Raw genomic sequence first — 24194 nt, forward strand, 5'->3', positions numbered from 1 at the left:
GGCACGTGAACCCAAGGCCTGCGCTCAGGTGTGTCAGCAGGCAGCGCCGTCATGACAGCCCATCGCGCCAGACACATTGAGCTGGAGCCAAACTGACTCCAGCGCTGTGAGGGGGCGGTCAGAATTTGCTTGGCACGGGCGCCTGGCTGGCAATGAAGCCCTGATCGCGCATGGCCTGCCAGAATCCGTCAGGCACCTGGGCCTCGACCGCGGCCACATCCTCGGCAATCCGCGAGGGGCGGCTGGCCCCGGGAATCACCGCAGCGACCAAGGGGTTGGCCAGCACGAACTGCAACGCTGCGGCTTTGATGTCGACCTGATACTGCCGAGCGATCTCCTGTATGTGCGCCACTTTGTCCAGCATGGCCTGGGCAGCGGGCTGGTACTCGAAATGCTTGCCGCCGACCAGCACCCCCGAACTGTAAGGCCCGCCCACGACGAACTCGGCGTTGTGTTCGCGCGCCTTGGCGAACAGGCGTTGCAGTGGCTGGTCGTGATCGAGCAGCGAGTAACGTCCGGCCAAGAGAAAACCATCGGGTTGTGCTTCACTCAAATCCAGGGTGAGTTCACAGGGTTCGACGCGGTTGACGCCCAGTCCCCAAGCCTTGATCACGCCTTCCTCACGCAGGCGCGTGAGGGTACGGAAGGCGCCGGTACGGGCAACATTGAAATGCTCGATCCACTCATCGCCGTGGGCGTCCTGCGCGATGTCATGAACGAACACGATGTCCAGCCGGTCGGTCTTCAGCCGTTCAAGGCTGGCGTCGATGGAGCGCAAGGTGGCGTCGGCGGAATAATCGGTCAGGATCTTGTTCTTCAAACCGTCCGTGAACGGACCGTTGCGCGGTTGCGTGTCGAGCGCCTCGGACACCAGTCGGCCCACTTTGGTGCTGAGGGTGTAGGCGTCCCGGGGCAGGTGAGCCAGCGCCCGGCCAAGGCGCTGTTCGGACAGACCGGCCCCGTACAGCGGCGCCGTATCGAAATAGCGAATGCCTTGGTCCCACGCCGATTGCACGGTGGCGGCGGCTTCTTCTTCGCCAATGTCGCGGAACATGTTGCCCAACGGAGCCGAGCCGAAACCCAGGCGGCCGATGATCTTGTCGTGCAGACTCATGAGAGTGTCCTGTCTGGCGTCATGAAATACCGGCCGACGAGCGGAGCGGCATGGGTAAAGATCCTCGTGCGGGGCGGGAGTTCGACCGGAAGGGCAAATGCAACTTTTCCCGAGCGCGTGGCTTCCAACTTCACACGCGGTTTCGATAATCCGGAAAGGGAGGGCAGTCGATGAGTGAACACATCGTCCATTTCCATTGTGGGGTCGATCAAGCCAGCACCGAGCATTTTCGCGACCGCTGTCTGGAGGCCCTCGACAAAGGCGCCACGGGCCTGTTGCTGAACCTCTCGACCGCCGGTGGCAGCACCGCGCTGGGTTTTACCCTTTACAACTTTCTCAAGTCGCTGGCGGTGCCGATCCGCGCGTTGAACAGTGGCAACATCGAATCGATGGGCATCGTCATGTACCTCGCCGCCCATGAGCGAATCGTCTGTCCTCACTCGCGCTTTCTGATCCACCCCATGAGCTGGTACTTCAATCAGAGCTCCGTGGACCATTCGCGGATTCGCGAGTACTTGCGCAGCCTGGACAACGACCTGCAGCGCTACGTGAACATCTACTCGAGTGAAACCCAGGGCGCCCCGCAGCCGCTGGACATTGGCCGCTGCCTGTCTGCCGAGGAAAAGGTGATCAGCGCCGAGGAGTCCATTGCCTGCGGCATCGCTCATCGGGTCGAACAACTGAAATTTCCCGAGGACGCCGTCCACTGGACGGTGACGGGCAACTGAACCGCCGCACTGACCGAACCGACACAAAGGAGCCTGCCATGCAACACACCCTGCACACAGCAATGCACACGGCGCCGGACGCGCTGGACGAAGAAGATCTGGAAGTGGACGTGGACAATGATCCCGGCAATGAAGACCCGGGTTCGCAGTTCGATCGCGATGCCACTGTGCCGTTGATCGATCCTGACGAATGACGGTTGGCCCAAACTAAAAGAGCGAGAGCTTTCGCCCTCGCTCCTTGCGCTGATCGTCATCGATCAGGATTTGCGCCCTGCGCCGCCTTGTGGCATCGAGCCACCTTTCTTGTTGGCGTCGGATGCTTTCTGCCGGTCGTCGGCCACATTGCTGCCGCCCGAAGCCTGGCCGCCTTTTTTGCCTGCTTCAGAGGCTTTCTGACGATCGTTCGCGAAGTTCCCAGGGTTCGATTTTCCGGTATTAGCCATGATTACGTACCTCTTGTTATGAGAAGGGCGAGTCATTCGGCTCGCCCTTATTCGGATGGATCAAGCGGCAGTTGGTTTAAACAAACGGCGTACAACCGGACAGACGGATGGAGTGGCCAGTCGCCTGCTTTCCGAACGCGCGCAGTGTGGCGCAACGTCTCAGCCTCCTTCCATCATTGCCTGAAAAATTATGCCCGCGAGGGCGGAACCGATTCAGACCTGGGTGCCACCCATCGACACCAAGCACTTTCGCTGGTGATGACCCCAGGAGTAATCGACATGCCAGGTATTAACCCGATTTCGATGGCAGGCAATTTTGTAAACGGCGCGATCAACGGTGGTGGCCAGATCGCTCAGCAGTTGGCCGGCGCTCACTCCAACCTTGACCAGGAGAAAAACATCGCCGACTCGAGCGGCCCCTCCAAGGCCGAGCAGGCGCAAAGCGCAGCCACCGAGAAGGCCGATGCCAGCCAGGCGCGCCTGATCGCCATGCAGACGGAGGCCGACATCCGCAAGCAGACCAACGATGTGCTCAGCGCCATTCGTTCCGGCAAGGAAGACAGCGCGAACAAGGCAATCAGCGCCGAGGCGCAGAACGCCAAGGGCATCAGCTACTGATCATCGCGCGCCCCCTGAACAAGGGGGCATCCACCTGACGTTGGAGGTTTCATGCTTAGTCTCAATGCCAGTCTCAACCCGCTGCAGAACGCTCACATCGGTACCGCCCTTTCCACAGGCAGCATCGGTGGGCAGCACGGCCCGCAGCAGTCCTTGAAGGATGTCATCAACCAACTGGCCGATGCGCTGACCCAAGGCGGTCATCTGGACCAGGACTCGCCGTTGGGCAAGATGGTGGGTGACCAAATGAAGAAAATGAACCCGCTCGCCGCAATGATGGGAGGGGGCTCGCCGGACATGGTCAAGGCGGCGCTCAGCGACCTGATCAAAGACAAGCTGGGTGACAATTTCGGCGCGGCGGCGGATTTTGGCCTCAGTGGCGGCGCGGGCAAACCAGACCTGATGAACCAGGTGCTCAACGGCCTGGGTAAAGCTTCGTTGGATGACCTTCTCAGCAAGCAGGGTGATGGAACGAAGTTTTCCTCTGATGACATGCCGCTGCTGGACAAGGTCGCGCAGTTCATGGACGAAAACCCGAGCAAGTTCCCGGCGCCGGATTCCGGTTCTTGGAAAAATGAGCTGAAAGAGGACAATTTCCTCGATAAAAGCGAGACCGGTGCCTTCCGGGCGGCGCTGGACATGCTCGGCGGCCAGCTCGAACAGCAGCAGAACGGCGTCAGTGACAGCAGCGGCCCGCTGGGTGGTCCGCTCAGCAGCCCATTGGACCTCGCGCCTTCCGGCGGGCAGTCCGGCCAGAACGCTGTTCAGGAGCTGGGCCAGTTGCTCGGTGGCTTGATTGAAAAAGGCCTGCAAGCCACGCAGGGCGGTGGCGAAGGCATCACCGGCCAGAACCCGCTGTTTGCTCAACACGATCTGCAAAACAGTCTGGCGCAGGCGGCCAATGCCATCGTTTCGACCCTCTTGGGCGCTGACAAGGCCGTGGCCTGATTCGACCCCCGTTCGACACCGTCTGCTGGAGAAGCCCTGTGACCGTTTCCAATCTCAATCACCTCAAATCGCCATCCCCCGATCTTGAGCCGCAGCTGGATCAGGGACTGGTCAGCGGGCCTTCGCAGGCGGATGTCGACCTGTTCAATGCGGCGATGCGCCCTGACGCGGGGTTGCAGCCCAGTCACCTGTCCGAGCAGATCGCCAGCGCACTGTCGGAGCGCCTGGGGACCATGGACAACTTTTCCCACCAGGCCATGCGCAAGATGAAAAAGGCGTCCACCACGGACGATCCGCTCGAGATCGCTCAGATGAGCCGATCCCTGTCCCAATATTCGTTGCAAATGGCGTTGACCACCAAGGTGGTCAACAAAAGCGCTCAGGCGTTCGACAAGCTGACCAACCTTCAGTAGAGGCCTGGCGTGAATTATCTGACCGCGGCTCTGATGTGCCTGATGCTGCTGCTCAGCGGCTGCAGCGACGAAACCGATCTGTTCAGTGGCCTTTCCGAACAGGATGGCAACGATGTGATCGCCAGCCTGGCCGACCAGCACATCGATGCCCGCAAACGCACGGAAAAGACCGGCGTGGTGATCGCCGTGCCCACCGCCGATATCAATCGCGCGGTACGGGTGCTGGACGCCGCTGGCCTGCCGCGTCGTTCGCGCAGCAGCCTGGGTGAAATCTTCAAGAAGGAAGGGGTGATCTCCACCCCCCTCGAAGAGCGCGCCCGCTACATTTACGCCTTGTCTCAGGAACTGGAAGCCACGCTGTCGCAGATCGACGGGGTGATCGTTGCACGGGTGCATGTGGTGCTGCCCGAACGCATCGCCCCCGGCGAGCCGGTTCAGCCGGCGTCGGCTGCGGTATTCATCAAGCACACCTCGGCACTGGATCCGGACAGCGTGCGCGGGCGCATTCAGCAGATGATTGCCAGCAGCATTCCCGGGATGTCGGGTGAGCCCCTGAACTCCAAAAAATTTGCCATCGTCTTCGTACCCGCTGCCGAGTTTCAGGACACCGAGCACCTGGCGCACTTCGGTCCGTTTCTGGTGGACAGCGAACAGCTGGCGTTCTGGAAAAGCATGCGATGGATCGCGCCCGTGGCGGGCCTGCTGTTGATGGCCTTGCTGATTCTGATCCTGCGCAGCGATTGGCGAAACGCCGTATTGCAACGCTTCGGCTTGCAGCGCGGCGAGCGTTCGCGCCTGCCGGTGCGCGCAGGGTGATCGCAGTGGATAAACACTGGATCCAGTGGTGGTGCGCGCCGTGGCACGTGGCCCATCGCGGCTGGATCGAGCCGTTCGTCGAGGCCTGTGGTTGGCCCATGGCGCAGGCCCACCAACTGTTGCTCGGTCGGCACAGTGCGTTCTTGTCCAGCGTGGGCATTGCCCCGACTCAACCCCCCGAACCGAACGAAGGTGTGGTGCAGTGGTTGCGGTTGACCGACGATCAACGGCATCAGGCCCTGCAACTGGCGGCCAGCATCTGCCTGGGTCTCAGGGTGCCGGGTGATGGGGGCGCAGCGGATGAAGCCTGGTGCCGCGCCGTCGCCAAGGCCCTGCGCCCGGGCGCCTGGCTCGATCCGGCCACGCAGGACCCGCGGGCTTTGCTGGCGGCGTGGGCGGGTGAGGCGTGCTGGTCCCGGCTGCGGTTGAGCTGGGCGCCCGACGCGTTACAACCCGCCTTCAATGACCTGCCCTCGAACAAACTGCAGACCCTCTGGCAGGCCGTGCTGTGGCGTGTCTCGCGGGGGTGAATCCCGAATCACAGCTGGTTTGAGAAAAGGAACCCGACATGCTCGCCAAACGCAGCCTTTCACTGGCGTCCTTCGACGTGCTCGCCGAACCTGTCCTGCGACGCGAGGACATCGCTGACATGCAACGTGCGTGCGAGGTGTTGGACACGGCACGACGCGAAGCTCAGCAGCTCCTCGCCGACGCGGCCGAGCAGGCGCAACGGGAGCGGGAACAGGCGCTGGCGCAGTTCTGGACGCAGGCCAACGCCGTGCTTGAAGGGCTGGAACTGCAGCGTCAGCGGTTGCAGCAAGACGCGTTGGAAACGCTCGAAGCGCTGCTCAATGAGTCGCTGGCCCGGTTGCTCGACGAGGCTTCGCTGGCCGAGCGCACCCGCGCGGTGGTGCGCAACCTTGCCGACAGCCAGCGGCATGCAGTGCTGGCCACCCTCAGCGCCCATCCGGATCGGCTCGACGACCTGGCCGCATGGCTGGCGCAAAGTCGGTTCGCCGAACACTGGCAATTGAAGGGCGACCCCTTGATGCCCGACGACGCCTTGCGCCTGAGCGATGAGCAGGGCGCTTTCGACATCGACTGGGCCTCGTTGCGCAGGGGATTGTTGGGCGCGGACGCCGCAACGGCCTAGCGGACTCGACCTTTTTTGCCCCGGAACGGGAACCGGACGTCGGGTGATTTCCACTCAGGGAATGAACCCTTACCCCGGAGTATCCGCAATGATCAGTTTCAAATCCCTCCAGAACCACCTCGACCATGCCTACAGCCGGGCGCAGAGCGGCATGGAAGAGGCCGCCGAAGCCGCATCGGAAAGCGGCACCATGGAAGACCTCCAGGCTTTCAACGACGCCACCCAGCAGACCAACGTCGCCAACATGATTCTCAATGAAGGGCTGCGCGCCAAACACGGCATCACGAAAGCGATCATCGATGGAATTCAGTGACTTCACGGCGATCCTCGCCCGGTGGTGTGAGCAACGTCCGCTCACACCGCTGGACTGCTGGATCGACGACGCCAATGCACGGCTGGCGGTACTCGGCAATGGTGTGAGGATCAGCCTGGACCTGCTCGATCCCTACGACGGGACCGACCCGCAACGTCTCGAGGCAATGCTGACTCAAGGGGGCGCCAGTGTGGCCTGTGCGTGCGCTGGTGCGCTGGCCGTCGACCCGGACAGCCGCTGCGTGGTGCTGACCACTTGGCTGGCCGATCCCTGCGGCCCCGACGATCTGCTCGAACGACTGGAACACCTGGCCAATCAACGCGCCGCCTTGCTGAGCCTGCTGCAAACCTCCCTGCGCCATGCCACGGCCTTGCCGTCGGCCCGCGCGTCCCTCAATACCTGGCAACCAGGAGTGTGAAATGCGCAAGGCTTTGATGTGGTTGCCTTTGCTGATGATCGGGGTGGCAAACCCCGTGCTGGCGGCGGTACCGGATGCCTGGAAACACACCGCTTACGCCTACGATGCGCGGCAGACCGACCTGGCCACCGCGCTCAAGGACTTCGCCAAGGAGTTTGGTATCGGCCTGGACATGGCGCCGATTCAGGGCACGCTGGACGGCCGCATCCGGGCTCAGAACCCCCAGGCGTTTCTCGATCGGCTGGGGCAGGAACACCACTTCCAATGGTTCGTCTACAACGAAACCCTCTACATCAGCCCCACCGGCGAGCAAACGTCGGCGCGCATCGAAGTCTCGCCCGAGGCCGTGGATGACCTGCAGCAGGCGCTGTCCGACGTCGGGCTGCTGGACAAACGTTTCGGTTGGGGCGCGTTGCCTGACGAAGGGGTGGTCCTGGTGCGCGGCCCGGCCAAATACGTCGATTTCATCCGCACCTACAGCAAGAAGGTCGAGACCCCAGAGAAGGCGGAGAAGCAAGACATCGTGGTATTGCCGCTGAAATATGCCAACGCCGCCGACCGCACCATCCGCTACCGCGACCAGCAACTGACCGTAGCAGGCGTCGCCAGCATCCTTCAGGAACTGTTGGAAAGCCGCTCCCGGGGCGAGTCGATCAATGGCGTGAACCTGCTCCAGGGGCAGGGCGGCGGGCGCTTGTCCGGCAGCAGCTCCGCAGGCCTGAATTACGGCGGCCTGGAAAGCGGTGGGTTCGACACCAACGCGCTGGAGCAAGGGCTGGATCGGGTATTGGGCAGCGGTGGGAAGCGCGGTGGCACTGCCAGCGCCAGCGGCGGCCGCTCGAAGATCCGCGTCAGTGCCGATGTGCGCAATAACGCGGTGCTGATCTATGACTTGCCCAAGCGCAAGGCGATGTACCAGAAACTGGTCAAAGAGCTGGACACCCCGCGCAACCTGATTGAAATCGATGCGGTGATCCTGGATATCGACCGTAACGAGCTAGCCGAACTGTCCAGCCGCTGGAACTTCAATGCCGGCAGCGTCAGTGGCGGGGCCAATCTGTTCTCGCAAGGCACCAGCTCCACGCTGTTCATTCAGGACGCCGGGAAGTTCGCCGCCGACCTGCACGCGCTCGAAGGCAATGGCGCGGCCTCGGTGATCGGCAATCCCTCGATCCTCACGCTGGAGAACCAGCCTGCGGTGATCGACTTCAGCCGCACTGAATACCTGACCGCCACCTCCGAACGCGTCGCTGACATTCAACCGATCACGGCGGGCACCAGTTTGCAGGTGATCCCCAGGTCGCTGGAAAAAGGCAACAGCTCTCAGGTCCAACTGATCGTCGACATCGAGGACGGCCAGATCGACACCTCGACGATCAACGAAGACCAGCCCGCGGTGCGCAAGGGCAACGTCAGCACCCAGGCGGTCATCGCCGAACACGGCTCGCTGGTCATCGGTGGTTTTCATGGCCTGGAAACCAATGACAAGGTGAACAAGATCCCGCTGCTGGGTGACATCCCGGTGATTGGCAAGCTGTTGTTCCAGAACCGCAGCCGCGAACTCAGTCAGCGCGAGCGGCTGTTCATCCTGACGCCACGCCTGATCGGCGATCAGGTCAACCCGTCGCGCTATGTGGAAATCAGCAACCCCCACGATGTCGACGACCAGATGAAACGCATCAAGCAGCGCCGCGATGGCGGTGAAACCCCGACCCGTGGCGATGTGCAGAATGCGTTCACCCAGTTGCTCGACGGCGTTGCGCCGGTGGGCTTCAACAGCGGCGAGACATTGCCCTTCGAGCCCGACAGCCTGTGCGATCCGGGCGATGGGCTCGCGCTGGATCGCCAGCGTTCGCAATGGTTTTCCCGCAAGGACTGGGGCGTAGCCGTAGTGGTGGCAAAAAACACCACGTCCAAGCCGATTCGCATCGACGAAAGCCGTTGTGGGGGGCGTTGGGTGATGGGCGTCAGCGCCTGGCCGCACGCCTGGTTGCAACCGGGCGCAGAAAGCGAAATCTACATCGCCCTGCGTCAGCCTCAGGTGTCGACCCAGGCCAAACAGAACCGACCTTCGCTGCTCAAAGGGGCTCCACGATGAATCTGCGCGGTTACGTCATTCTTCTCCTGCTGGTCGCCACGCTGGGTGGTTGTGCCAGCCATTCGGGCTGCGCGGGCTATGCCTGCAAACGCCCGGACTCCACCGACCGCGAGCTGGTGATCTGGTGGCCGCCCGACATGCGCCAAGGCATCGATGAGCGCGATCACCAGCAGGATTACACGGTTGTGCCGCTAAAGGACTGACGGAGAAAGGGTTGACCATGATTCGAGTATCGGAAAAACACGCGTTCTATTCCCACGTGGCCGCCGAGCGCGCGGCGATCTGGCCGGTGGCGAGCGGTGTGGCGTTCGTCAGCCGCCGCGAGCACCGGGACTGGGGCATCGCGCTGCACATCGAGGGGCGGGCCCTGCGTCCGGATCAGTTGCGCGATGCCCTGGAGCGACGCTTCGCTCAGGCCGAAGTGTTCGACGAGTACTTCCTGTTTCTCGATGTGCAACGGGATTTCGTGGTCTGGCATGCGGTGCCAAGCCTTGCGGATTCGACGCTCAGTCTGGACAGCATCCGCCAGCATGAATTGATGCTGGCGGGGCTGGAGCATCTCAACGACGGTCTCTAGCCAGAAAGCAGAGGAGCAGCGCAACGCTGCGCCGAACAAACGCACAGGCCCTGCATGGGCCTGTCATGTCTGGAAACATTTCCTCTTCACCGTTCACACAAACGGTCCAAGCGCAGCACGTCTGTTCAAGACCTCCAACGCCTCCCGCGACACTATGACTCATCCCTCGTCGCCGGTTCCTATGCCGGTGGCGGGCTTTCGATGATGACTGTGGTGTGCAATGACCTCTTCCTTTGCCGGTGACCGTGCCCAAGACCTCGGCCTGCTGTTTCTGCGGATCAGCGGCGCACTGTTCGTGCTGTTCGTGCACGGCCTGCCCAAGCTGCTGGACTTCAAGACGCAACTGACGCTCATCGAGGACCCGTTCCATATGGGCGCGACCTTGACCCTGTGCCTGGCGATCTTCGCTGAAGTCCTCTGTCCGTTGTTCATTCTGACCGGCGTGCTGGCACGCCTGGCCTGTCTACCTATCCTCTTTCTGTTGCTGGTGGCGCTGTTGTGGGTTCACCCCGAATGGACCGTCGAGCAGGGGCAGTTCGGCTGGTTGCTGATCATTCTGTTCACCACCTTGTTGATCGCCGGGCCTGGCCGTCTGGCGCTGACTGTTCGCTTACCGGGAGCACTCCGTCATGCCTGAGCCCACCGTTTATACCGACCTCACCCCGACCGCCGCGGCGGCCCCGCAAGAGGTGGTCACGCTGCTGGTCAAACACCGCGTCAAAGCGGGCATGGAAGACCGGTATGAAGCCTGGTTGCGCCAGACCGTCACCCTCGCCAGCACCTTTGCGGGGCATCTGGGGGTCGACGTCATTCGTGGCAAGGCGGGCGGCCTGCACATGTTCACGTGCGTGCTGCGGTTTGCCTCCGCCGACGTGATGCAGCGCTGGCTCGACTCTCCCGAGCGCCGCGAGCGGGTGGCGGAGGCCGCTCCCATGCTGGCCGATGGCGACGTGACCGAAATCAATCGCCATAACGAATTCTGGTTCGTCCCTGCCAGCGAGTTCCCACCCCCACCTCGCTGGAAACAGGCGGTGGTCACCTTTTGTGTGATCTGTCCGCTGACCCTGCTCATCCCCCTGCTGTGGGGCCCGGTGTTCAGTGCTTTCCCCGCACTGAGCAATTACGTGATCAGCACGGCGCTGGTCACCGTGACCATCGTCTTGCTGGTGGTTTATCTGCTGATGCCGTTGGCCACCCGGCTGGCCGCCCCCTGGTTGAACGCCCGGCCGGAGCCTTTGCCAGGGCGCGATCATGAAGGATGACCTCGAGGGCGATTCGCTGCCCAGCAGCGGGCGCCGTGCTTTCGTCGCCAAGGGGGCCCTGCTCGGCGCAGCGGCGGCCGTTCTCTCTTCACTGCCTGTCGCCGGCCTTGCGGCCGGCGCTTCAACCCTTTCTGCCGATGGAGGCACGATGAACGTCGATCTGATTCTCTACAACGGTCAGTTCCATACGATTGACCCGCAACAGCCCAGGGCCAGCGCAGTGGCCATTGGCGGTGGCAAGTTCGTCGCCGTCGGGAGCGATGCCGATATCATGGCCCTGCGCGGCAGCGCGACCCAAGTCATCGACCTGAACAGACGCACGATGATCCCGGGCCTCAATGACTCGCACCTGCACCTGATTCGAGGTGGTTTGAACTACAACCTGGAGCTCCGTTGGGAAGGCGTACCGTCCCTGGCCGATGGCTTGCGCATGCTGAAGGCCCAGGCCGATCGCACCCCGACCCCGCAATGGGTGCGTGTGGTCGGCGGCTGGAACGAATTTCAGTTCGCCGAAAAGCGCCTGCCGACCCTTGAAGAGCTGAACCAGGCCGCGCCGGACACCCCGGTGTTCGTGCTGCACCTGTATGACCGCGCATTGCTCAACCGCGCCGCGTTGCGGGTGGCGGGCTACACCCGCGACACACCCAACCCGCCGGGCGGTGAGATTGTGCGTGACAGCAATGGCGAGCCGACCGGTATGCTGGTCGCCCGCCCCAATGCGATGATTCTGTACGCCACCCTGGCCAAGGGCCCCAAACTGCCGCTGGAGTATCAGGTCAACTCCACGCGCCAGTTCATGCGTGAACTCAACCGTCTGGGCCTGACCAGTGCCATCGACGCCGGTGGCGGCTTCCAGAATTACCCGGACGACTACGAAGTGATCAACCAGTTGGCGCAAGCCGGGCAACTGACCGTTCGCATCGCCTACAACCTGTTCACCCAGAAGCCGAAAGAGGAACTCAACGACTTCAAGCACTGGACCAGCACCGTGCAGTTGCACCAGGGCGATGACTTCCTGCGCCACAACGGCGCGGGGGAAATGCTGACTTTCTCCGCGGCGGATTTCGAAGATTTTCTCGAACCGCGTCCGGACCTGCCGCCCGGTATGGAACAGGACCTGGAGCCCGTGGTGCGCCACCTGGTCGAGCACCGTTGGCCGTTCCGTCTGCACGCGACGTACGATGAATCGATTTCGCGCATGCTCGACGTGTTCGAAAAGGTCAATCGCGACATCCCGTTCAACGGCATTCCGTGGTTCTTCGACCACTGCGAGACCATCTCCCCGAAAAACATCGAGCGCGTGAAAGCACTGGGCGGCGGTATCGCCATCCAGGACCGCATGGCGTTTCAAGGGGAATACTTCGTCGACCGTTATGGCAAGCAGGCGGCCGAAGCCACTCCGCCGATCAAGCGCATGCTGGCCGAGGGCGTTCCAGTCGGGGCCGGGACCGATGCCACACGGGTCTCGAGCTACAACCCCTGGACGTCCCTGTACTGGATGGTCAGCGGTCGCACCGTGGGCGGGTTGGAACTGTATCCCGAAGGCCTGTCCCGCGAGACCGCCCTGGAACTGTTCACCCGTGGCAGTGCCTGGTTCTCGTCCGAGCAGGGCAAGAAAGGGCAGATCAAGGTGGGGCAGTTGGCGGACGTCGTGGCCTTGTCGCAGGATTTCTTCAGCGTACCGGAGGAGTCGATCAAGTGGATCGAGTCGGTGCTGACCCTCGTTGACGGCAAGGTGGTGTACGCCTCGGACGAGTTCGATCATCTGGCCCCGCCCACGGTGCCGGTGCTGCCGGACTGGTCGCCGGTGGCGAAAGTCCCGGGCCACTGGCGCCCGAGCGCTCCGCTGAGCGCCGCCGTGCACCAGTGCAGCGGCCCTTGCGCGGTGCATGCCCACAGCCATGACAAGGCGCGCCAGTCCAAGGCTCCGATCAGCGATTTCCAAGGGTTCTGGGGAGCCTTCGGCTGCTCCTGCTTCGCGTTCTGATGCGCCACTGACAGGCGCATGAAACCCCTCGCCGGTGCCAACTGGCGAGGCCATGGGCCAGCGCCGTTCGCTGGCCGCCCGCAACCCGCAAACAGACACACTCACTGACATTCAATGGAGTCCATCATGACCGTTCCCTACAAGCGTCTGGATATCAACGATGCCGTCGTGCTGCTGGTCGATCACCAGACGGGCCTGATCTCGCTGGTGCAGGATTTTTCCCCGAACGAATTCAAGAACAACGTGTTGGCCCTGGCCGACTGCGCCAAGTTCTTCAAACTGCCGACCATTCTGACCACCAGCTTCGAAACCGGCCCGAACGGCCCGCTGGTGCCTGAGCTCAAGGACATGTTCCCGGACGCGCCCTACATTGCCCGTCCTGGCCAGATCAACGCCTGGGACAACGAAGACTTCGTCAAGGCGATCAAGGCCACCGGCCGCAAGCAACTGATCATTGCCGGTGTGGTGACGGACGTCTGCGTGGCGTTCCCGACCCTGTGCGCCCTGGAGGAGGGCTTCGATGTGTTCGTGGTGACCGATGCCTCGGGCACGTTCAACGAGGTGGTACAGCAGGCCGCCTGGGCGCGCATGTCCGCCGCCGGTGCGCAATTGGTTAACTGGTTCGCCGTGGCCTGTGAGCTGCAACGCGACTGGCGCAATGACATGGAAGGCTTGGCCAACCTGCTGTCCCAGCGCATCCCCAACTACCGCAACCTGATGAACAGCTATTCGGCCTTCAACAAGTAACGTCGCAACGACGTGCTGCGTGCCTGGGGCGAGTCGTTCATCGCGTTCGTGGGCACCTTCATCCCGGCAGAAATGATCGTCCCCACTCGGCGCGTGGGGACGATCATTCCTGTCCGCTGTGCACCCCCTTCGTTTATCATCCCGCGCGACATTGAAGGCGACGAGGTCGTCAATCCCGCTCGGCCGCCCGGCGACCGCAGCGACCATCGATTGGAGCATCATCATGGCAAAAGCCTCTGCAACTGTGCGTGTCCCGGCATCGGCGGACAAGGTCTGGCAACTGATTGGCGGGTTCGATGCGCTGCCTGACTGGCTGCCGTTCGTGAGCGAGAGCGTGGCGGCTGCCGGGGGGCGGATCCGGCAATTGACCACTCAGGACGGCGCCAGGATCAGTGAGCAACTGCAACGCTTCGACGAGCAGGGACGCACCTACAGCTACTCGATCGTCGAAGGGCCTTTGCCCCTGACGGACTATCTGGCCACCTTGACCGTCCGCGCCGACGGCGCCGAGGCGGCATTCGTCGAATGGTCCAGTACGTTCACCCCGGTCGGCATCTCCGACGCCGAAGCTGAAGCCTTGATCCTGGATGTCTACAACGGTGGCCTGGGAGCGTTGAAAGCGCACTTTGGCTGAGCCGGCCTGTAGGCCGATCCACCCGGGCTTCGGCGCGCCGATTCATCGCCCGGGTTGCAGTGCTCAGATTGCATTTTCCGGGATGCGTCGCTGCGCGACGGCGCATCGACACCCGGGTGAATGACGCAGGCGATGAATGACGCTAGTCAGGTCAAGTCGAAAAGAGTACAAATGTACTCCATGACGACTTTATCTCCCCGACGCGCTGCCATCCTGACGTTCATCCGGGATCGCATCGCCCAACATGGCCAGCCGCCCAGCCTGGCGGAAATCTCCGAAGCCTTTGGATTCGCTTCGCGCAGCGTGGCGCGCAAGCACATCGTGGCGCTCAGCGAAGCCGGTTTCATCGAGGTCATGGCCAATCAGGCCCGCGGCATTCGCCTGATCGAGCCGCGCACACCCGCCGACATGCTGGAAATTCCGGTGCTGGGCCGGGTGGCCGCCGGTGTGCCCATCGGCCCCGACATCGATATTCACGACACCTTCACCCTCGACCGTCGCACGTTCCTGCGGATCCCCGACTACCTGCTGCGGGTCAAGGGGGATTCGATGATCGAAGACGGCATCTTCGATGGCGACCTGGTGGGCATTCTGCAAAGTGCCGACGCCAGGGACGGACAGATCGTCGTGGCCCGCCTGGACGGCGAGGTGACCATCAAGCGTCTCGAACGCGGCGACGATCAGCTTCGCCTGCTGCCGCGCAACCCGGCCTATGCGCCCATCGTCGTTCGTCCCGATCAGGATTTCGCCATCGAAGGCGTGTTCTGCGGGTTGGTGCGCCGGGAATGATGGGCGCGGTGGTCAGTCTCGACGCGCTGCTGGACGAGCGCCGCGTCTGGAAAGGGCGCCCACAGGTTCAGCCGGTGGCGGCACAGCCTACCGGCCACCGGCTGTTGGATGCCGCGTTGCCCATGGGCGGCTGGCCCCCCGCAGCCTTGACCGAAATCCTCATTCCAGCGCCGGGCAGTGGCGAGTTGCGCCTGCTGTGGCCGACCTTGGCACGCCTGGCTGACCGTGGCGAACGCATCGTGCTGGTGGCACCGCCCCATGTTCCATACCCCCAGGCCTGGTCTTGCGCGGGGGTAGACGTGCGCCAGTTGGCGATCATTCAGGCCCGCGATACGGACGCCTTGTGGGCCGTCGAACAGTGCCTGCGGTCAGGCAGTTGCGGCGCGGTGCTGTGCTGGCCGGGCAAGGTGGACGACCGGGTCCTGCGCCGTTTGCAGGTGGCGGCGGAGACCGGCGAAACACTGGCTTTCGCCTGTCGCGGCCAGCAGGCGGCCGTGAACCCGTCGCCTGCGGCGTTGCGCATTGCCATCGACACGCGCCCCGGTCAGTTGCGCGTCCTCAAATGCCGGGGCGGGCTGGCTCCCGCCTCACCGATTCCTTTCAACCACGACGCTTGAGGTGTCCATGCTCTGGGCCTGTGTCCTGCTGCCGCAACTGGCACTGGACGGCGTCATGCGTCGTCGTGCCGAACCCGAACGACCGCTGGCGCTGATCACCGGCCCGGCGCAACGTCGCGTCCTGCAGACCGTCAATGCGGCCGCCCGAGGGCTGGGTCTGCGGGCCGGTCAGTCGCTGACCGCCGCCCAGGCCATGACCCGCGAATTCGATACGGTCGAGTACGATCCGGCGCAAACCGAGCATTGGCACCGGTTGCTGGCGGCCTGGGCGTATCGCTTCAGCTCCAGCGTCAGCCTGAAATACCCTCGGGTGCTGCTGATGGAGGTCGAATCCAGTTTCGGCCTGTTCGGCCCCTGGCCGTTGTTCGAGGCGCGCCTGCGACATGAGCTGACCGCCATGGGGTTCAGCCATCGCATCGTTGCCGCGCCCAACCCGGTAGCGGCGCGGGTGCTGGCCAACGCCTACGACGGCTTGGCCGTCACCTGCAACGACAGCCTGCGGCAGAGGCTCGAACAGATGCCGGTCAACCGCATCGGGCTGCCGGCCGATGTGGCGACGGCACTGAGTCGCATGGGCCTTCAGCGGTTGCATCAGGTGCTGGCATTGCCCCGCGACACCCTGGCCCGGCGGTTTCCGGCGAGCATGCTGCAACACCTCGATACGTTGCTCGGCCAGAGGCCGGTGGCCTTGGCGTGCTATCTGCCACCGGATCATTTCGAAACCCGCATCGAGCTGAATTTCGATGTGGAGTCCCATCAGGCGTTGCTGTTTCCCCTCAAACGCATGATCGCCGACCTGGCGCTGTTTCTGGGCGGGCGTGACAGCGGCGTGCAGCGTTTCATCATTCACCTGGAGCACGTACCCAGCGTCGGCAGTGTCGCGCCGGACACCTTGATTCCCGTGGGCCTGCTCAGTGCCGAGCGGGAGGCCGACCGGTTGTTCGAACTGGCGCGCGGGCGCCTGGAGCAGGTACAGGTGCCGTCGCCAGTGCGGGCCTTGAAGTTGCTGGCCAAGGACCTGCCCGCGTTCGTGCCCACTCACCGAGAACTGTTCGATGCCCGGCCACAGCAGAATCTGCCGTGGGAGCAACTGCGCGAGCGCTTGCGGGCGCGGTTGGGGGATGAGGCCGTCATCGGCCTGAGCTTTCATGCCGACCATCGGCCCGAATGCGCATGGCGTCCGATGTCCCACGGCAAACTGGCCGAGGGTTTCAGGCCGGTACCGCGCCCAGGGTGGTTGCTGCGTGAGCCTGAACCGTTGCCCGAGGCCGGCTGGCGAATCCTGGCAGGGCCCGAGCGCATCGAGTCCGGCTGGTGGGACGGCGGGGATGTGCGTCGCGATTATTACCTGATCGAAACCCGCCAGGGGCAGCGGGGTTGGGCCTGGCGCGATGTGGGCCGTGACGGCAGCCTGTGGCTGCAGGGCTGGTTCGCATGAGTTGCGAGTACGCCGAGCTGCATTGCCTGTCCAATTTCAGCTTTCAACGCGGTGCTTCCAGCGCAGAGGAATTGTTCGAACGGGCCAAGCTGCATGGCTATCACGCCTTGGCGATCACCGATGAATGCACGCTGGCAGGGATCGTGCGCGCCTGGCAAGCATCCATCAAATGCGCAATCCCTTTGATCGTCGGCAGCGAGATATGCGTGGAGCACGGGCCGAAGATAGTGGTGTTGGTGGAGAACCTCACGGGCTATCAGGCACTGTGCAAACTGATCACCCTGGGGCGCCGACGCAGTCAGAAAGGCGAATACCGGTTGCTGCGCGAAGACTTCGATTTCGCCCTGGATGGCCTGTCGGTCTTGTGGCTGCCTGATATGGACCAGCCGGTCGAAACGCGAAACGAGCAGGGCCAGTGGCTGTGTCGGGTCTTTCCTGAAGCCCTGTGGCTGGGCGTCGAACTGCACTGCGGGCCGGACGACCGCCAACGGCTCGACCAGTTGCTGGCGCTGGCGGCCGGATTCGGTATTCCGGCGGTGGCCTGCGGCGACGTTCACATGCACGCCAGGGGGCGTCGCGCCCTGCAGGACACCATGACCGCCATTCGGCATCGCACCACGGTGGCCGAGGCCGGGCAGCGGCTGTTCCCCAATGGCGAACGCCATTTGCGTTCTCCCGCGGCGCTGGCGGAGCTGTACCCGGCCCATTTGCTGGCCGAAACCCTGACCCTGGCACGGCGTTGCACCTTCGACTTCGATCAGTTGCGCTACCAATACCCCCGCGAGCTCGTGCCGGAGGGGTATTCGGCAACCCGTTGGCTGCGCGAACTGACCGAGCGTGGCGCGCGCAAACGCTGGCGCAACGGGATACCCGACGTGGCTCGGCAAAACATTGAGAAAGAGCTGCGGATCATCGCCATCAAAGGTTACGAGAGCTACTTTCTGACAGTGCACGACATCGTCCGCTTCGCCCGGGACCGAGGCATTCTGTGCCAGGGCAGGGGCTCGGCGGCCAACTCGGCGGTGTGTTTCGCGCTGGAGATCACCGAACTGGACCCGTCGACATCCCAACTGCTGTTCGAGCGCTTCATCTCCGAGGAGCGCAACGAGCCGCCGGACATTGACGTGGACTTCGAGCACGAACGCCGCGAAGAGGTCCTGCAATACGTGTTTCGCCGCTATGGCCGACACCGGGCCGCCTTGACTGCCGTCGCCAGCACCTACCACGGTGCCGGCGCGATTCGCGATGTGGCGCGCGTGCTCGGGCTGCCACCGGATCAGATCAACGCCCTGGCGGGCTGTTGCGGGCGCTGGACCGACACATTGCCGCCCGCCGAGCGCCTGCGGGAGGCCGGGTTCGAGCCGGACAGCCCGATCCTGCATCGGGTGTTGACCCTGGCAGGTGAACTGATCGGCTTTCCCCGGCACCTGTCGCAGCACCCTGGTGGGTTCGTGATCTCCGAGCAGCCGCTGGAGACGCTGGTGCCGGTCGAAAACGCGGCCATGGCCGAACGCACCATCATCCAATGGGACAAGGACGACCTGGACCTGGTCGGGCTGCTGAAGGTGGACATTCTTGCGCTGGGAATGCTCAGCGCGTTGCGGCGCACGTTCGATCTGGTCGAACTGCACCGGCAGAGGCGCTGGACCCTCGCCGAGATCCCGCCTGAAGACAAACCGACCTATGACATGATCAGCCGCGCCGACACGGTCGGGGTGTTCCAGATCGAGTCGCGGGCGCAGATGTCGATGTTGCCACGGCTGCGGCCGAAAACCTTTTATGACCTGGTGATCGAGGTGGCCATTGTCAGGCCGGGGCCGATCCAAGGCGACATGGTGCACCCGTACCTGCGCCGTCGTAACGGTGAAGAAGAGGAAACCTACCCTTCGGAGGAACTCAAGGCGGTTTTTAAACGCACCCTCGGCGTGCCGCTGTTTCAAGAGCAGGTGATGCAACTGGCGATCGTCGCCGCCGAATACACGCCGGGCGAGGCCGATGAACTGCGCCGTTCCATGGCTGCCTGGAAGCGCCATGGCGGGCTGGAACCTCATTACCAGCGCCTTAGCGAGCGGATGACGGCGAAGGGGTACGGCAAGGATTTCATCGATCGCATCTTCGAACAGATCAAGGGCTTCGGCAGCTATGGTTTTCCTGAGTCCCATGCCGCCAGCTTTGCCTTGCTCACCTACGCCAGTTGCTGGCTCAAGTGCCATGAACCGGCCGCCTTCACCTGTGCCCTGATCAACAGCTGGCCCATGGGGTTCTACAACCCCGATCAGTTGTTGCAGGATGCGCGCCGCCATCACATCGACGTGCACCCGGTGGACATTCGCTACAGCGATTGGGATTGCACGCTGGAGCCGGTCGAAGGGCGTGTGTACACGGAGAATCTGGCGATCCGCATGGGCCTGCGCATGATTCGCAGCTTTCGCGAGGAGGACGCCCGGCGCATCGAGCAGACACGCCAGCAACGCCCCTTCAAGGACGTCACCGACCTGTGCCTGCGCGCCGGGCTCGACCACCGGGCACGCGCTTTGTTGGCGGACTCCGGCGCGCTTCGCGGCCTGAGTGGCCATCGTCACCGGGCACGTTGGGAAATCGCCGGGGTCGAGGTGCAGCGGCCTTTGTTCACGGACGATTGTTTCGGCGAAGAAGCTCAAGTGGCGTTGCCGCTGCCGAGCGTGGCGCAGGACCTGATGGCCGATTACGACACCCTGGGTACGACGCTGGGGCCGCACCCCTTGGCGTTGCTACGGTCCAGGCTGGCAGCGAAGCGATTTCGCAGCTCGAAGGACCTGCTCAACGAAACCCACGGCAGGTACTTCAGCGTCTCCGGCCTGGTGGTGGGGCGCCAGCGACCGGGGACCGCCAGCGGAGTGACGTTCGTCACCCTGGAAGATGAACACGGGATGATCAACGTGGTGGTCTGGCGGGATCTGGCCGAGCGCCAGCGCAAAGTGTTGGTGGGGTCGCAGTTGATGCAGGTCTTCGGCCGGTTCGAATACGAGAAAGGCGTCCGTCACATGATTGCCCAGCGCCTGTTCGACCTGACGCCGCTGCTGACAGGGCTGGATGTGCGCAGCCGGGACTTTCGCTGAGGCGCGAGCCGCCTTCAAGCCCCCACACCGCAGCCCTCTCGGCTCGCAGACAGGCGGGACGGCACCGTCAGGCTGCGTCCGTGCACAGGTAAAGAGGGCGGACGCAACGCAGAGGCCTATCGGTCAGATCAGTTCCACCGACACCGGTGGCAGCCCGCGAATTTCGCCTTCGGCCAGGCCAGGGGCCTTGATCGGGTGCATGCCGGTGTAAGAGCCCGTGGTGATGACCCACTCCGGCGTCACGCTCAGGCCTTGTTGAGTGTGATGGTTGACCAGCCAGGGCAGCAGACGGCGAGGGTCGCCTGCCGGGTTGGCGCCGTCGCCCGGAACGATGTCCTCGCCGGCGTAGACAAAGCTCAGCGCCGGTTCCAGGAATGGGAACTCCGGGTCATAAGGCACGAAATCACCCACGATCAGCGCGCCGTGGTTCAGCAGGTCGCCCAAGGCCAACAGCGGGTCGATACTGGGCCAGGCGATAAAGCGGCTGGAGACGATTTCAATGGTCGCCCCCATCGAGCCGATGCTGCTCAGCACCTCGTCATCGCTGTACGGCTCAGGGCGCGGGGAAAACTCGCGGTTCAGGCGGAAGGCGATTTCCAACTCGAGGATCGGGTGAGGGTAATCGATCATTTCCACTTGGCTGCCACTGGCGAACAGGCCGTCTTCGGGCAACAGCGATCCATTGATCGGCCCACCCTGGGTGGATTTGGAACCGACTTTCCAGCCGCCGACCGTTGTGTCACGCAAGCGCAGGATGTCTCGTTGAAGCGCATAGGCCCCTGCGGCGTCTGCAGGAACATATTCGGGACGAATCTCGGTGATTTTCCGACCGTCGCGCATGGCGTCGACAATCAATTCGGCAATCTTGGCAGGAGGGGACGGTTGATTCACGCGGGAACTTCCTTCAGTCAATTGATGGAAAGCGCCCCGCGACCGAACTCAGGGACGGGCCGGTTGCGGAGCCAGCACGTCTACTCTAACCCCATTTGCCGACGACACAGAACCCTGCGTCGGCCATTCAACCTTTCTGGCAGTCGTCGCCCAGACGGGTGTATTCGAGTTGATGGCTGACACCTTTGCTGTCGACATACTCCATGCGCGCCTTGACCGGCCCGCATTCGACCGATGCCGCGCTGGCGTTGCTGATCCGGACGATCTTGGCGATGTCCAGGTCATGGCTGTAGTCATACTGGGCTTCCTGCGGCGTGGCCGTCGTCGCAGCGCTCGGCTGATCCGCAGCCGCGGCGAACAGGCTGACCCACGACAGTGTGACGAACAATGCGTATTTCATGGCGAACCTCGACTCATCCGAAGATGCGCAACGGGCAAAAGGGCGACTCTCGATGGCGTCAGTTTAAAAAGGGCGTTTGCGGTGAAGAAATATTGTCTGTCGATAGGCTTCATCGACCGTCGTGATGGCTCTCATCAGGGAGGGCGTCAGCGATCGCCGTGGCTCACGGTTTCGTGACAGGCGGGGCCGGTGACGCTATTCCCTTGAGGAATCCGCTGCATAAAAAACATGAATTTTCTTTATGGCCGCTGAGCTTCTACTGTGTGCGGATTACCCCTCAACAAGGAAGCGGCCATGCCCTCGGCGCCCTCGAATGCCCCGTTCGAACGACACTGGAAACGTAACCTGGCGGTGTGTGTCGTGGGCGCGTTCACCACCATCGTCGCGATGACGCTGCTGCTACCTTTTCTGCCTCTGTACGTCGAACACCTGGGCGTGAGCGATCCGGCGGCCGTGGTGCAGTGGTCGGGGGTGGCGTATGGCGCGACGTTCCTTTCCGCTGCGTTGACCGCGCCCTTGTGGGGCCAACTGGGCGACCGTTATGGGCGCAAGCTGATGTTGATCCGCGCCAGCCTCGGAATGGCCATCGCCATGTCGCTGATCGGCCTTGCAGAGAACATCTACCAATTGGTGGGCCTGCGCCTGTTGGCGGGGCTTCTGGGTGGGTACGCGTCCGGGGCGACGATCCTGGTCGCCACTCAAACGCCCAAGGAGCGCTCGGGCTGGGCGCTGGGCACGTTGTCATCCGGCATCATGGCCGGGAACCTTGCCGGCCCCTTGATCGGTGGCTCGCTGCCGCCGTTGATCGGCATCCGAAACACCTTTTTTCTTGCGGGCGGTGTCATCTTCATCACGTTTCTGGCCACGCTGTTTCTCATGAAGGAAGCCCCACGCCCCAAGCCCAAGGCCGACGTGGCATCCCCAATGAGCACGCGCCCGTGGGACCTGATCACAGACCGCAGGCCGGTCATCGCAATGTTTGTGGTGGCGAGTCTGGTGATGTTCTCGATCATGTCCATCGAGCCGATCATCACGGTGTACCTGACGCAGTTGCACACCCCGAACGTGACATTCATGGCGGGCCTGGTCATGTCGGCGACCGCGCTGGCGAGTGTGTTGTCAGCCTCGCGCATCGGCAAGCTGGCCGACCGGGTCGGGCACCGCAAGGTGGTGATTGGGTGCCTGGTGACGGCAGCGGTTCTGCTCGTCCCTCAAGCCTTCGTCACTGCGGCCTGGCAGTTGGTGGGGCTGCGCTTTCTGATGGGCATCGCGCTGGGCGGGCTGTTGCCGTGTATCGCCGCGATCATCCGCCATTCGGTACCGGATGCGGTGGCGGGGCGGATGCTGGGGTATTCGACGTCCAGTCAGTATGTCGGGCAGGTGCTGGGGCCGTTGACGGGTGGCTACCTGGGCGGGCATTTCGGCATGTCGATCGTGTTCATCGTCACCAGTGCCCTGATGGCTGGCTGTGCCGTGGCCATGGCGGTGATGCAACCTCTGGCCAAGGCTCAGCCGCAGACCCGTTGACGAAATAATCACACGGGTTTGCGGATAATCCCGCGCGGCGGTGGATGGCACCGCTTTTTGCGCAGCGTGATGTACGGGATTCATGGATATCAAACACAGCCTCAAACAACGGATCGTGATTGTCTTTGCCCTGATGAGTGCGCTGGTGGCCGGTGTGTTCGGCGTGGGCGTCATCGCCACCGTTCACGTGGTCGAAAAGCGCCTGACGATCATGAGCCTGAGCGGCAATCTGCACCGGCTGCTCACTCAGGACCGCGTCGAAGACTGGCGGCATCGTCCGGAAAAGGGCGAGCTGTTCTACGCCGACGACGGCATCGATGACGTGGCCATGGCCGATGACCTTAAATCCCTGCAACCAGGGTTTCAGGAATTTTTCCGCGGCACCAAGGAGTATTACGCGATGGTCGAGGACGTGAACGGCCGTCGTTACGTCTTGTTGCGTGACCAGCGCAGCACCCGAAAACGCGAACGCATTCTGTTCGGCATCGTGCTGGTGGGGTTTATCCTGAGTGTCTTGCTGGCGGTTCTGTTGGGCCGCCTGCTGGCCTCGCGCGTGATGGCGCCGGTTTCCCGCCTGGCCAGTCAGGTGCGTCACCGCGATCAATTGCTGCAACTGGCGCCGGTGCTTGCCGACGACTACGCACGAGACGAGGTCGGTGCGCTGGCCCGTTCCTTCGACGAAACCCTGGGGCGCCTGCGCGCTGCCTTGGGACGGGAGAAACTGTTCACCAGCGATGTCAGCCATGAGCTGCGTACGCCGTTGATGGTCCTCGCGACGTCCTGCGAATTGCTGCTCGAATACCCGAGGCTCGATGAGCGCTCGCGCACTCAGGTGCAACGGATCAGCAAAGCGACGGCGGGAATGAACCAACTGGTCGAAACCTTTTTGCTGCTGGCCCGTACCGAAGGCAACCATACCCCGAACGGGCAGCAGGCCAGCGTTCTGCAGGTCGCGGAGGAGTTGGTCGAAATCTGGCGTGGGCCGATTCTGGAAAAAGGCCTGGCGTTCATGTTCGAACCCTGCGCCGAAACGGCCAGCCGTTACAACGCGGCATTACTGCGCTCGGTGATGGGCAACCTGCTGCGTAATGCCTGGCACTACACCGACGAAGGTTTCATCCGGCTGACCCTGAGCGCTGACGGTTTCAAGGTGGAAGACAGCGGG

28 protein-coding genes are annotated in these 24194 nt (G+C 63.1%); 24 read left to right on the forward strand and 4 right to left on the reverse strand.

The genetic code is table 11. From position 1 onward, the window contains the following. Nucleotides 1–118 precede the first annotated feature (118 nt). Nucleotides 119–1114: an aldo/keto reductase gene (locus DBP26_RS23240; RefSeq protein WP_108239800.1), complete on the reverse strand. Its 996-nt coding sequence runs from the start codon at nt 1112–1114 to the stop codon at nt 119–121. 170 nt (nt 1115–1284) lie between these two features. Between DBP26_RS23240 and DBP26_RS23245 the strand changes: the two genes are divergently transcribed. Together DBP26_RS23245 and DBP26_RS27010 are read left to right on the forward strand one after the other, a co-directional pair. Then, nucleotides 1285–1842: an ATP-dependent Clp protease proteolytic subunit gene (locus DBP26_RS23245; RefSeq protein ID WP_108239801.1), complete on the forward strand. Its 558-nt coding sequence runs from the start codon at nt 1285–1287 to the stop codon at nt 1840–1842. A 38-nt stretch (nt 1843–1880) separates the two neighbouring features. Continuing rightward, nucleotides 1881–2036 (forward strand): hypothetical protein, encoded by a 156-nt coding sequence (locus DBP26_RS27010; RefSeq protein ID WP_158541434.1) that lies wholly within the window; start codon nt 1881–1883, stop codon nt 2034–2036. Between the two features lie 63 nt (nt 2037–2099). On the opposite strand, the gene DBP26_RS23250 is transcribed toward DBP26_RS27010, so the two are convergent. Further along, nucleotides 2100–2285, reverse strand: coding sequence for a general stress protein (locus DBP26_RS23250; protein WP_108239802.1), 186 nt, complete (start codon nt 2283–2285; stop codon nt 2100–2102). Nucleotides 2286–2564: 279 nt separating this feature from the next. Here DBP26_RS23250 and DBP26_RS27085 point away from each other — a divergent pair, with 279 nt between their 5' ends. The 20 genes from DBP26_RS27085 (at nt 2565) to DBP26_RS23350 (ending at nt 20211) form a co-directional block, all read left to right on the forward strand. Further along, nucleotides 2565–2903 carry a hypothetical protein gene (locus DBP26_RS27085; protein ID WP_177411119.1) on the forward strand — a complete coding sequence of 113 codons (339 nt, stop codon included), beginning with the start codon at nt 2565–2567 and terminating at the stop codon, nt 2901–2903. Nucleotides 2904–2954: 51 nt separating this feature from the next. Beyond that, a complete protein-coding gene (locus tag DBP26_RS23260) occupies nt 2955–3851 on the forward strand; it encodes a harpin HrpZ family protein (RefSeq protein WP_108239804.1) in 897 nt (298 codons plus the stop codon). Between the two features lie 38 nt (nt 3852–3889). After that, nucleotides 3890–4264 (forward strand): type III secretion system inner rod subunit SctI, encoded by a 375-nt coding sequence (gene sctI, locus DBP26_RS23265; RefSeq protein WP_108239805.1) that lies wholly within the window; start codon nt 3890–3892, stop codon nt 4262–4264. Nucleotides 4265–4273: 9 nt separating this feature from the next. Continuing rightward, nucleotides 4274–5080: a type III secretion inner membrane ring lipoprotein SctJ gene (gene sctJ, locus DBP26_RS23270; protein ID WP_108239806.1), complete on the forward strand. Its 807-nt coding sequence runs from the start codon at nt 4274–4276 to the stop codon at nt 5078–5080. 5 nt (nt 5081–5085) lie between these two features. After that, on the forward strand, nt 5086–5610 hold the full coding sequence (locus tag DBP26_RS23275; RefSeq protein ID WP_256601510.1) for a type III secretion protein: 525 nt from the start codon (nt 5086–5088) through the stop codon (nt 5608–5610). 38 nt (nt 5611–5648) lie between these two features. Further along, nucleotides 5649–6233, forward strand: a complete 585-nt coding sequence (gene sctL / locus DBP26_RS23280; protein ID WP_108239807.1) for a type III secretion system stator protein SctL — start codon at nt 5649–5651, stop codon at nt 6231–6233. 88 nt (nt 6234–6321) lie between these two features. Beyond that, nucleotides 6322–6546 carry a type III secretion protein gene (locus tag DBP26_RS23285; RefSeq protein WP_108239808.1) on the forward strand — a complete coding sequence of 75 codons (225 nt, stop codon included), beginning with the start codon at nt 6322–6324 and terminating at the stop codon, nt 6544–6546. Then, the gene (locus DBP26_RS23290) at nt 6533–6964 is read left to right on the forward strand and encodes a type III secretion protein (RefSeq protein WP_108239809.1); all 432 of its coding nucleotides are present in this window, start codon (nt 6533–6535) and stop codon (nt 6962–6964) included. The genes DBP26_RS23285 and DBP26_RS23290 overlap by 14 nt, the downstream gene beginning before the upstream one ends. 1 nt (nt 6965) lies before the next feature. Further along, complete coding sequence (gene sctC / locus DBP26_RS23295; protein WP_108239810.1) at nt 6966–9062, forward strand: type III secretion system outer membrane ring subunit SctC; 2097 nt, start codon at nt 6966–6968, stop codon at nt 9060–9062. After that, nucleotides 9059–9265 (forward strand): HrpT family type III secretion system protein, encoded by a 207-nt coding sequence (gene hrpT / locus DBP26_RS23300; protein ID WP_108239811.1) that lies wholly within the window; start codon nt 9059–9061, stop codon nt 9263–9265. The genes sctC and hrpT overlap by 4 nt, the downstream gene beginning before the upstream one ends. A 17-nt stretch (nt 9266–9282) precedes the next feature. Further along, on the forward strand, nt 9283–9639 hold the full coding sequence (locus tag DBP26_RS23305; RefSeq protein ID WP_108239828.1) for a type III secretion protein HrpV: 357 nt from the start codon (nt 9283–9285) through the stop codon (nt 9637–9639). Nucleotides 9640–9859: 220 nt separating this feature from the next. Further along, nucleotides 9860–10276, forward strand: coding sequence for a DoxX family protein (locus DBP26_RS23310; protein WP_108239812.1), 417 nt, complete (start codon nt 9860–9862; stop codon nt 10274–10276). Next, nucleotides 10269–10901, forward strand: a complete 633-nt coding sequence (locus tag DBP26_RS23315; protein ID WP_108239813.1) for an antibiotic biosynthesis monooxygenase — start codon at nt 10269–10271, stop codon at nt 10899–10901. Before DBP26_RS23310 ends, DBP26_RS23315 begins: the two co-directional genes overlap by 8 nt. A 148-nt stretch (nt 10902–11049) precedes the next feature. Continuing rightward, nucleotides 11050–12888 (forward strand): amidohydrolase, encoded by a 1839-nt coding sequence (locus tag DBP26_RS23320; protein WP_108239829.1) that lies wholly within the window; start codon nt 11050–11052, stop codon nt 12886–12888. Between the two features lie 126 nt (nt 12889–13014). Continuing rightward, entirely contained in the window at nt 13015–13635 is a 621-nt protein-coding gene (ycaC, locus tag DBP26_RS23325) for an isochorismate family cysteine hydrolase YcaC (RefSeq protein WP_108239814.1), read from the forward strand. 223 nt (nt 13636–13858) lie between these two features. Next, nucleotides 13859–14269 carry an SRPBCC family protein gene (locus tag DBP26_RS23330; protein ID WP_108239815.1) on the forward strand — a complete coding sequence of 137 codons (411 nt, stop codon included), beginning with the start codon at nt 13859–13861 and terminating at the stop codon, nt 14267–14269. 171 nt (nt 14270–14440) lie between these two features. After that, entirely contained in the window at nt 14441–15058 is a 618-nt protein-coding gene (lexA, locus tag DBP26_RS23335; protein WP_108239816.1) for a transcriptional repressor LexA, read from the forward strand. Continuing rightward, nucleotides 15058–15675: a translesion DNA synthesis-associated protein ImuA gene (gene imuA / locus DBP26_RS23340; protein WP_177411121.1), complete on the forward strand. Its 618-nt coding sequence runs from the start codon at nt 15058–15060 to the stop codon at nt 15673–15675. The genes lexA and imuA overlap by 1 nt, the downstream gene beginning before the upstream one ends. Before the next feature lie 7 nt (nt 15676–15682). After that, on the forward strand, nt 15683–17113 hold the full coding sequence (locus DBP26_RS23345) for a DNA polymerase Y family protein (RefSeq protein ID WP_108239818.1): 1431 nt from the start codon (nt 15683–15685) through the stop codon (nt 17111–17113). Further along, nucleotides 17110–20211 (forward strand): error-prone DNA polymerase, encoded by a 3102-nt coding sequence (locus DBP26_RS23350; protein ID WP_108239819.1) that lies wholly within the window; start codon nt 17110–17112, stop codon nt 20209–20211. The genes DBP26_RS23345 and DBP26_RS23350 overlap by 4 nt, the downstream gene beginning before the upstream one ends. Nucleotides 20212–20334: 123 nt before the next feature. On the opposite strand, the gene DBP26_RS23355 is transcribed toward DBP26_RS23350, so the two are convergent. Both DBP26_RS23355 and DBP26_RS23360 read right to left on the reverse strand, forming a co-directional pair. Then, a complete protein-coding gene (locus tag DBP26_RS23355; RefSeq protein WP_108239820.1) occupies nt 20335–21102 on the reverse strand; it encodes a 2-keto-4-pentenoate hydratase in 768 nt (255 codons plus the stop codon). 127 nt (nt 21103–21229) lie between these two features. After that, entirely contained in the window at nt 21230–21502 is a 273-nt protein-coding gene (locus tag DBP26_RS23360) for a DUF2790 domain-containing protein (protein ID WP_108239821.1), read from the reverse strand. Between the two features lie 294 nt (nt 21503–21796). On the opposite strand from DBP26_RS23360, the gene DBP26_RS23365 reads away from it, so the two are divergent. Beyond that, a complete protein-coding gene (locus DBP26_RS23365) occupies nt 21797–23029 on the forward strand; it encodes an MFS transporter (RefSeq protein ID WP_108239822.1) in 1233 nt (410 codons plus the stop codon). Between the two features lie 82 nt (nt 23030–23111). Next, nucleotides 23112–24194 (forward strand): HAMP domain-containing sensor histidine kinase (locus tag DBP26_RS23370; protein WP_146752959.1); only part of this gene is annotated, 1083 nt, incomplete at its 3' end.

It is taken from the genome of Pseudomonas sp. RIT409, from assembly GCF_003052515.2.
Classification (GTDB): domain Bacteria; phylum Pseudomonadota; class Gammaproteobacteria; order Pseudomonadales; family Pseudomonadaceae; genus Aquipseudomonas.

Coding starts and splice junctions, on each gene's coding strand:
- DBP26_RS23285 (WP_108239808.1), top strand. CDS start 6,322: ATGATCAGTTTCAAATCCCTCCAGAACCACCTCGACCATGCCTACAGC.
- DBP26_RS23315 (WP_108239813.1), top strand. CDS start 10,269: ATGCCTGAGCCCACCGTTTATACCGACCTCACCCCGACCGCCGCGGCG.
- DBP26_RS23345 (WP_108239818.1), top strand. CDS start 15,683: ATGCTCTGGGCCTGTGTCCTGCTGCCGCAACTGGCACTGGACGGCGTC.
- DBP26_RS23330 (WP_108239815.1), top strand. CDS start 13,859: ATGGCAAAAGCCTCTGCAACTGTGCGTGTCCCGGCATCGGCGGACAAG.
- DBP26_RS23245 (WP_108239801.1), top strand. CDS start 1,285: ATGAGTGAACACATCGTCCATTTCCATTGTGGGGTCGATCAAGCCAGC.
- DBP26_RS23290 (WP_108239809.1), top strand. CDS start 6,533: ATGGAATTCAGTGACTTCACGGCGATCCTCGCCCGGTGGTGTGAGCAA.
- DBP26_RS23250 (WP_108239802.1), bottom strand. CDS start 2,285: ATGGCTAATACCGGAAAATCGAACCCTGGGAACTTCGCGAACGATCGT.
- DBP26_RS23260 (WP_108239804.1), top strand. CDS start 2,955: ATGCTTAGTCTCAATGCCAGTCTCAACCCGCTGCAGAACGCTCACATC.
- hrpT (WP_108239811.1), top strand. CDS start 9,059: ATGAATCTGCGCGGTTACGTCATTCTTCTCCTGCTGGTCGCCACGCTG.
- sctC (WP_108239810.1), top strand. CDS start 6,966: ATGCGCAAGGCTTTGATGTGGTTGCCTTTGCTGATGATCGGGGTGGCA.
- DBP26_RS27085 (WP_177411119.1), top strand. CDS start 2,565: ATGCCAGGTATTAACCCGATTTCGATGGCAGGCAATTTTGTAAACGGC.
- DBP26_RS23365 (WP_108239822.1), top strand. CDS start 21,797: ATGCCCTCGGCGCCCTCGAATGCCCCGTTCGAACGACACTGGAAACGT.
- sctL (WP_108239807.1), top strand. CDS start 5,649: ATGCTCGCCAAACGCAGCCTTTCACTGGCGTCCTTCGACGTGCTCGCC.
- ycaC (WP_108239814.1), top strand. CDS start 13,015: ATGACCGTTCCCTACAAGCGTCTGGATATCAACGATGCCGTCGTGCTG.
- DBP26_RS23240 (WP_108239800.1), bottom strand. CDS start 1,114: ATGAGTCTGCACGACAAGATCATCGGCCGCCTGGGTTTCGGCTCGGCT.
- lexA (WP_108239816.1), top strand. CDS start 14,441: ATGTACTCCATGACGACTTTATCTCCCCGACGCGCTGCCATCCTGACG.
- DBP26_RS27010 (WP_158541434.1), top strand. CDS start 1,881: ATGCAACACACCCTGCACACAGCAATGCACACGGCGCCGGACGCGCTG.
- DBP26_RS23360 (WP_108239821.1), bottom strand. CDS start 21,502: ATGAAATACGCATTGTTCGTCACACTGTCGTGGGTCAGCCTGTTCGCC.
- imuA (WP_177411121.1), top strand. CDS start 15,058: ATGGGCGCGGTGGTCAGTCTCGACGCGCTGCTGGACGAGCGCCGCGTC.
- DBP26_RS23350 (WP_108239819.1), top strand. CDS start 17,110: ATGAGTTGCGAGTACGCCGAGCTGCATTGCCTGTCCAATTTCAGCTTT.
- DBP26_RS23305 (WP_108239828.1), top strand. CDS start 9,283: ATGATTCGAGTATCGGAAAAACACGCGTTCTATTCCCACGTGGCCGCC.
- DBP26_RS23310 (WP_108239812.1), top strand. CDS start 9,860: ATGACCTCTTCCTTTGCCGGTGACCGTGCCCAAGACCTCGGCCTGCTG.
- DBP26_RS23320 (WP_108239829.1), top strand. CDS start 11,050: ATGAACGTCGATCTGATTCTCTACAACGGTCAGTTCCATACGATTGAC.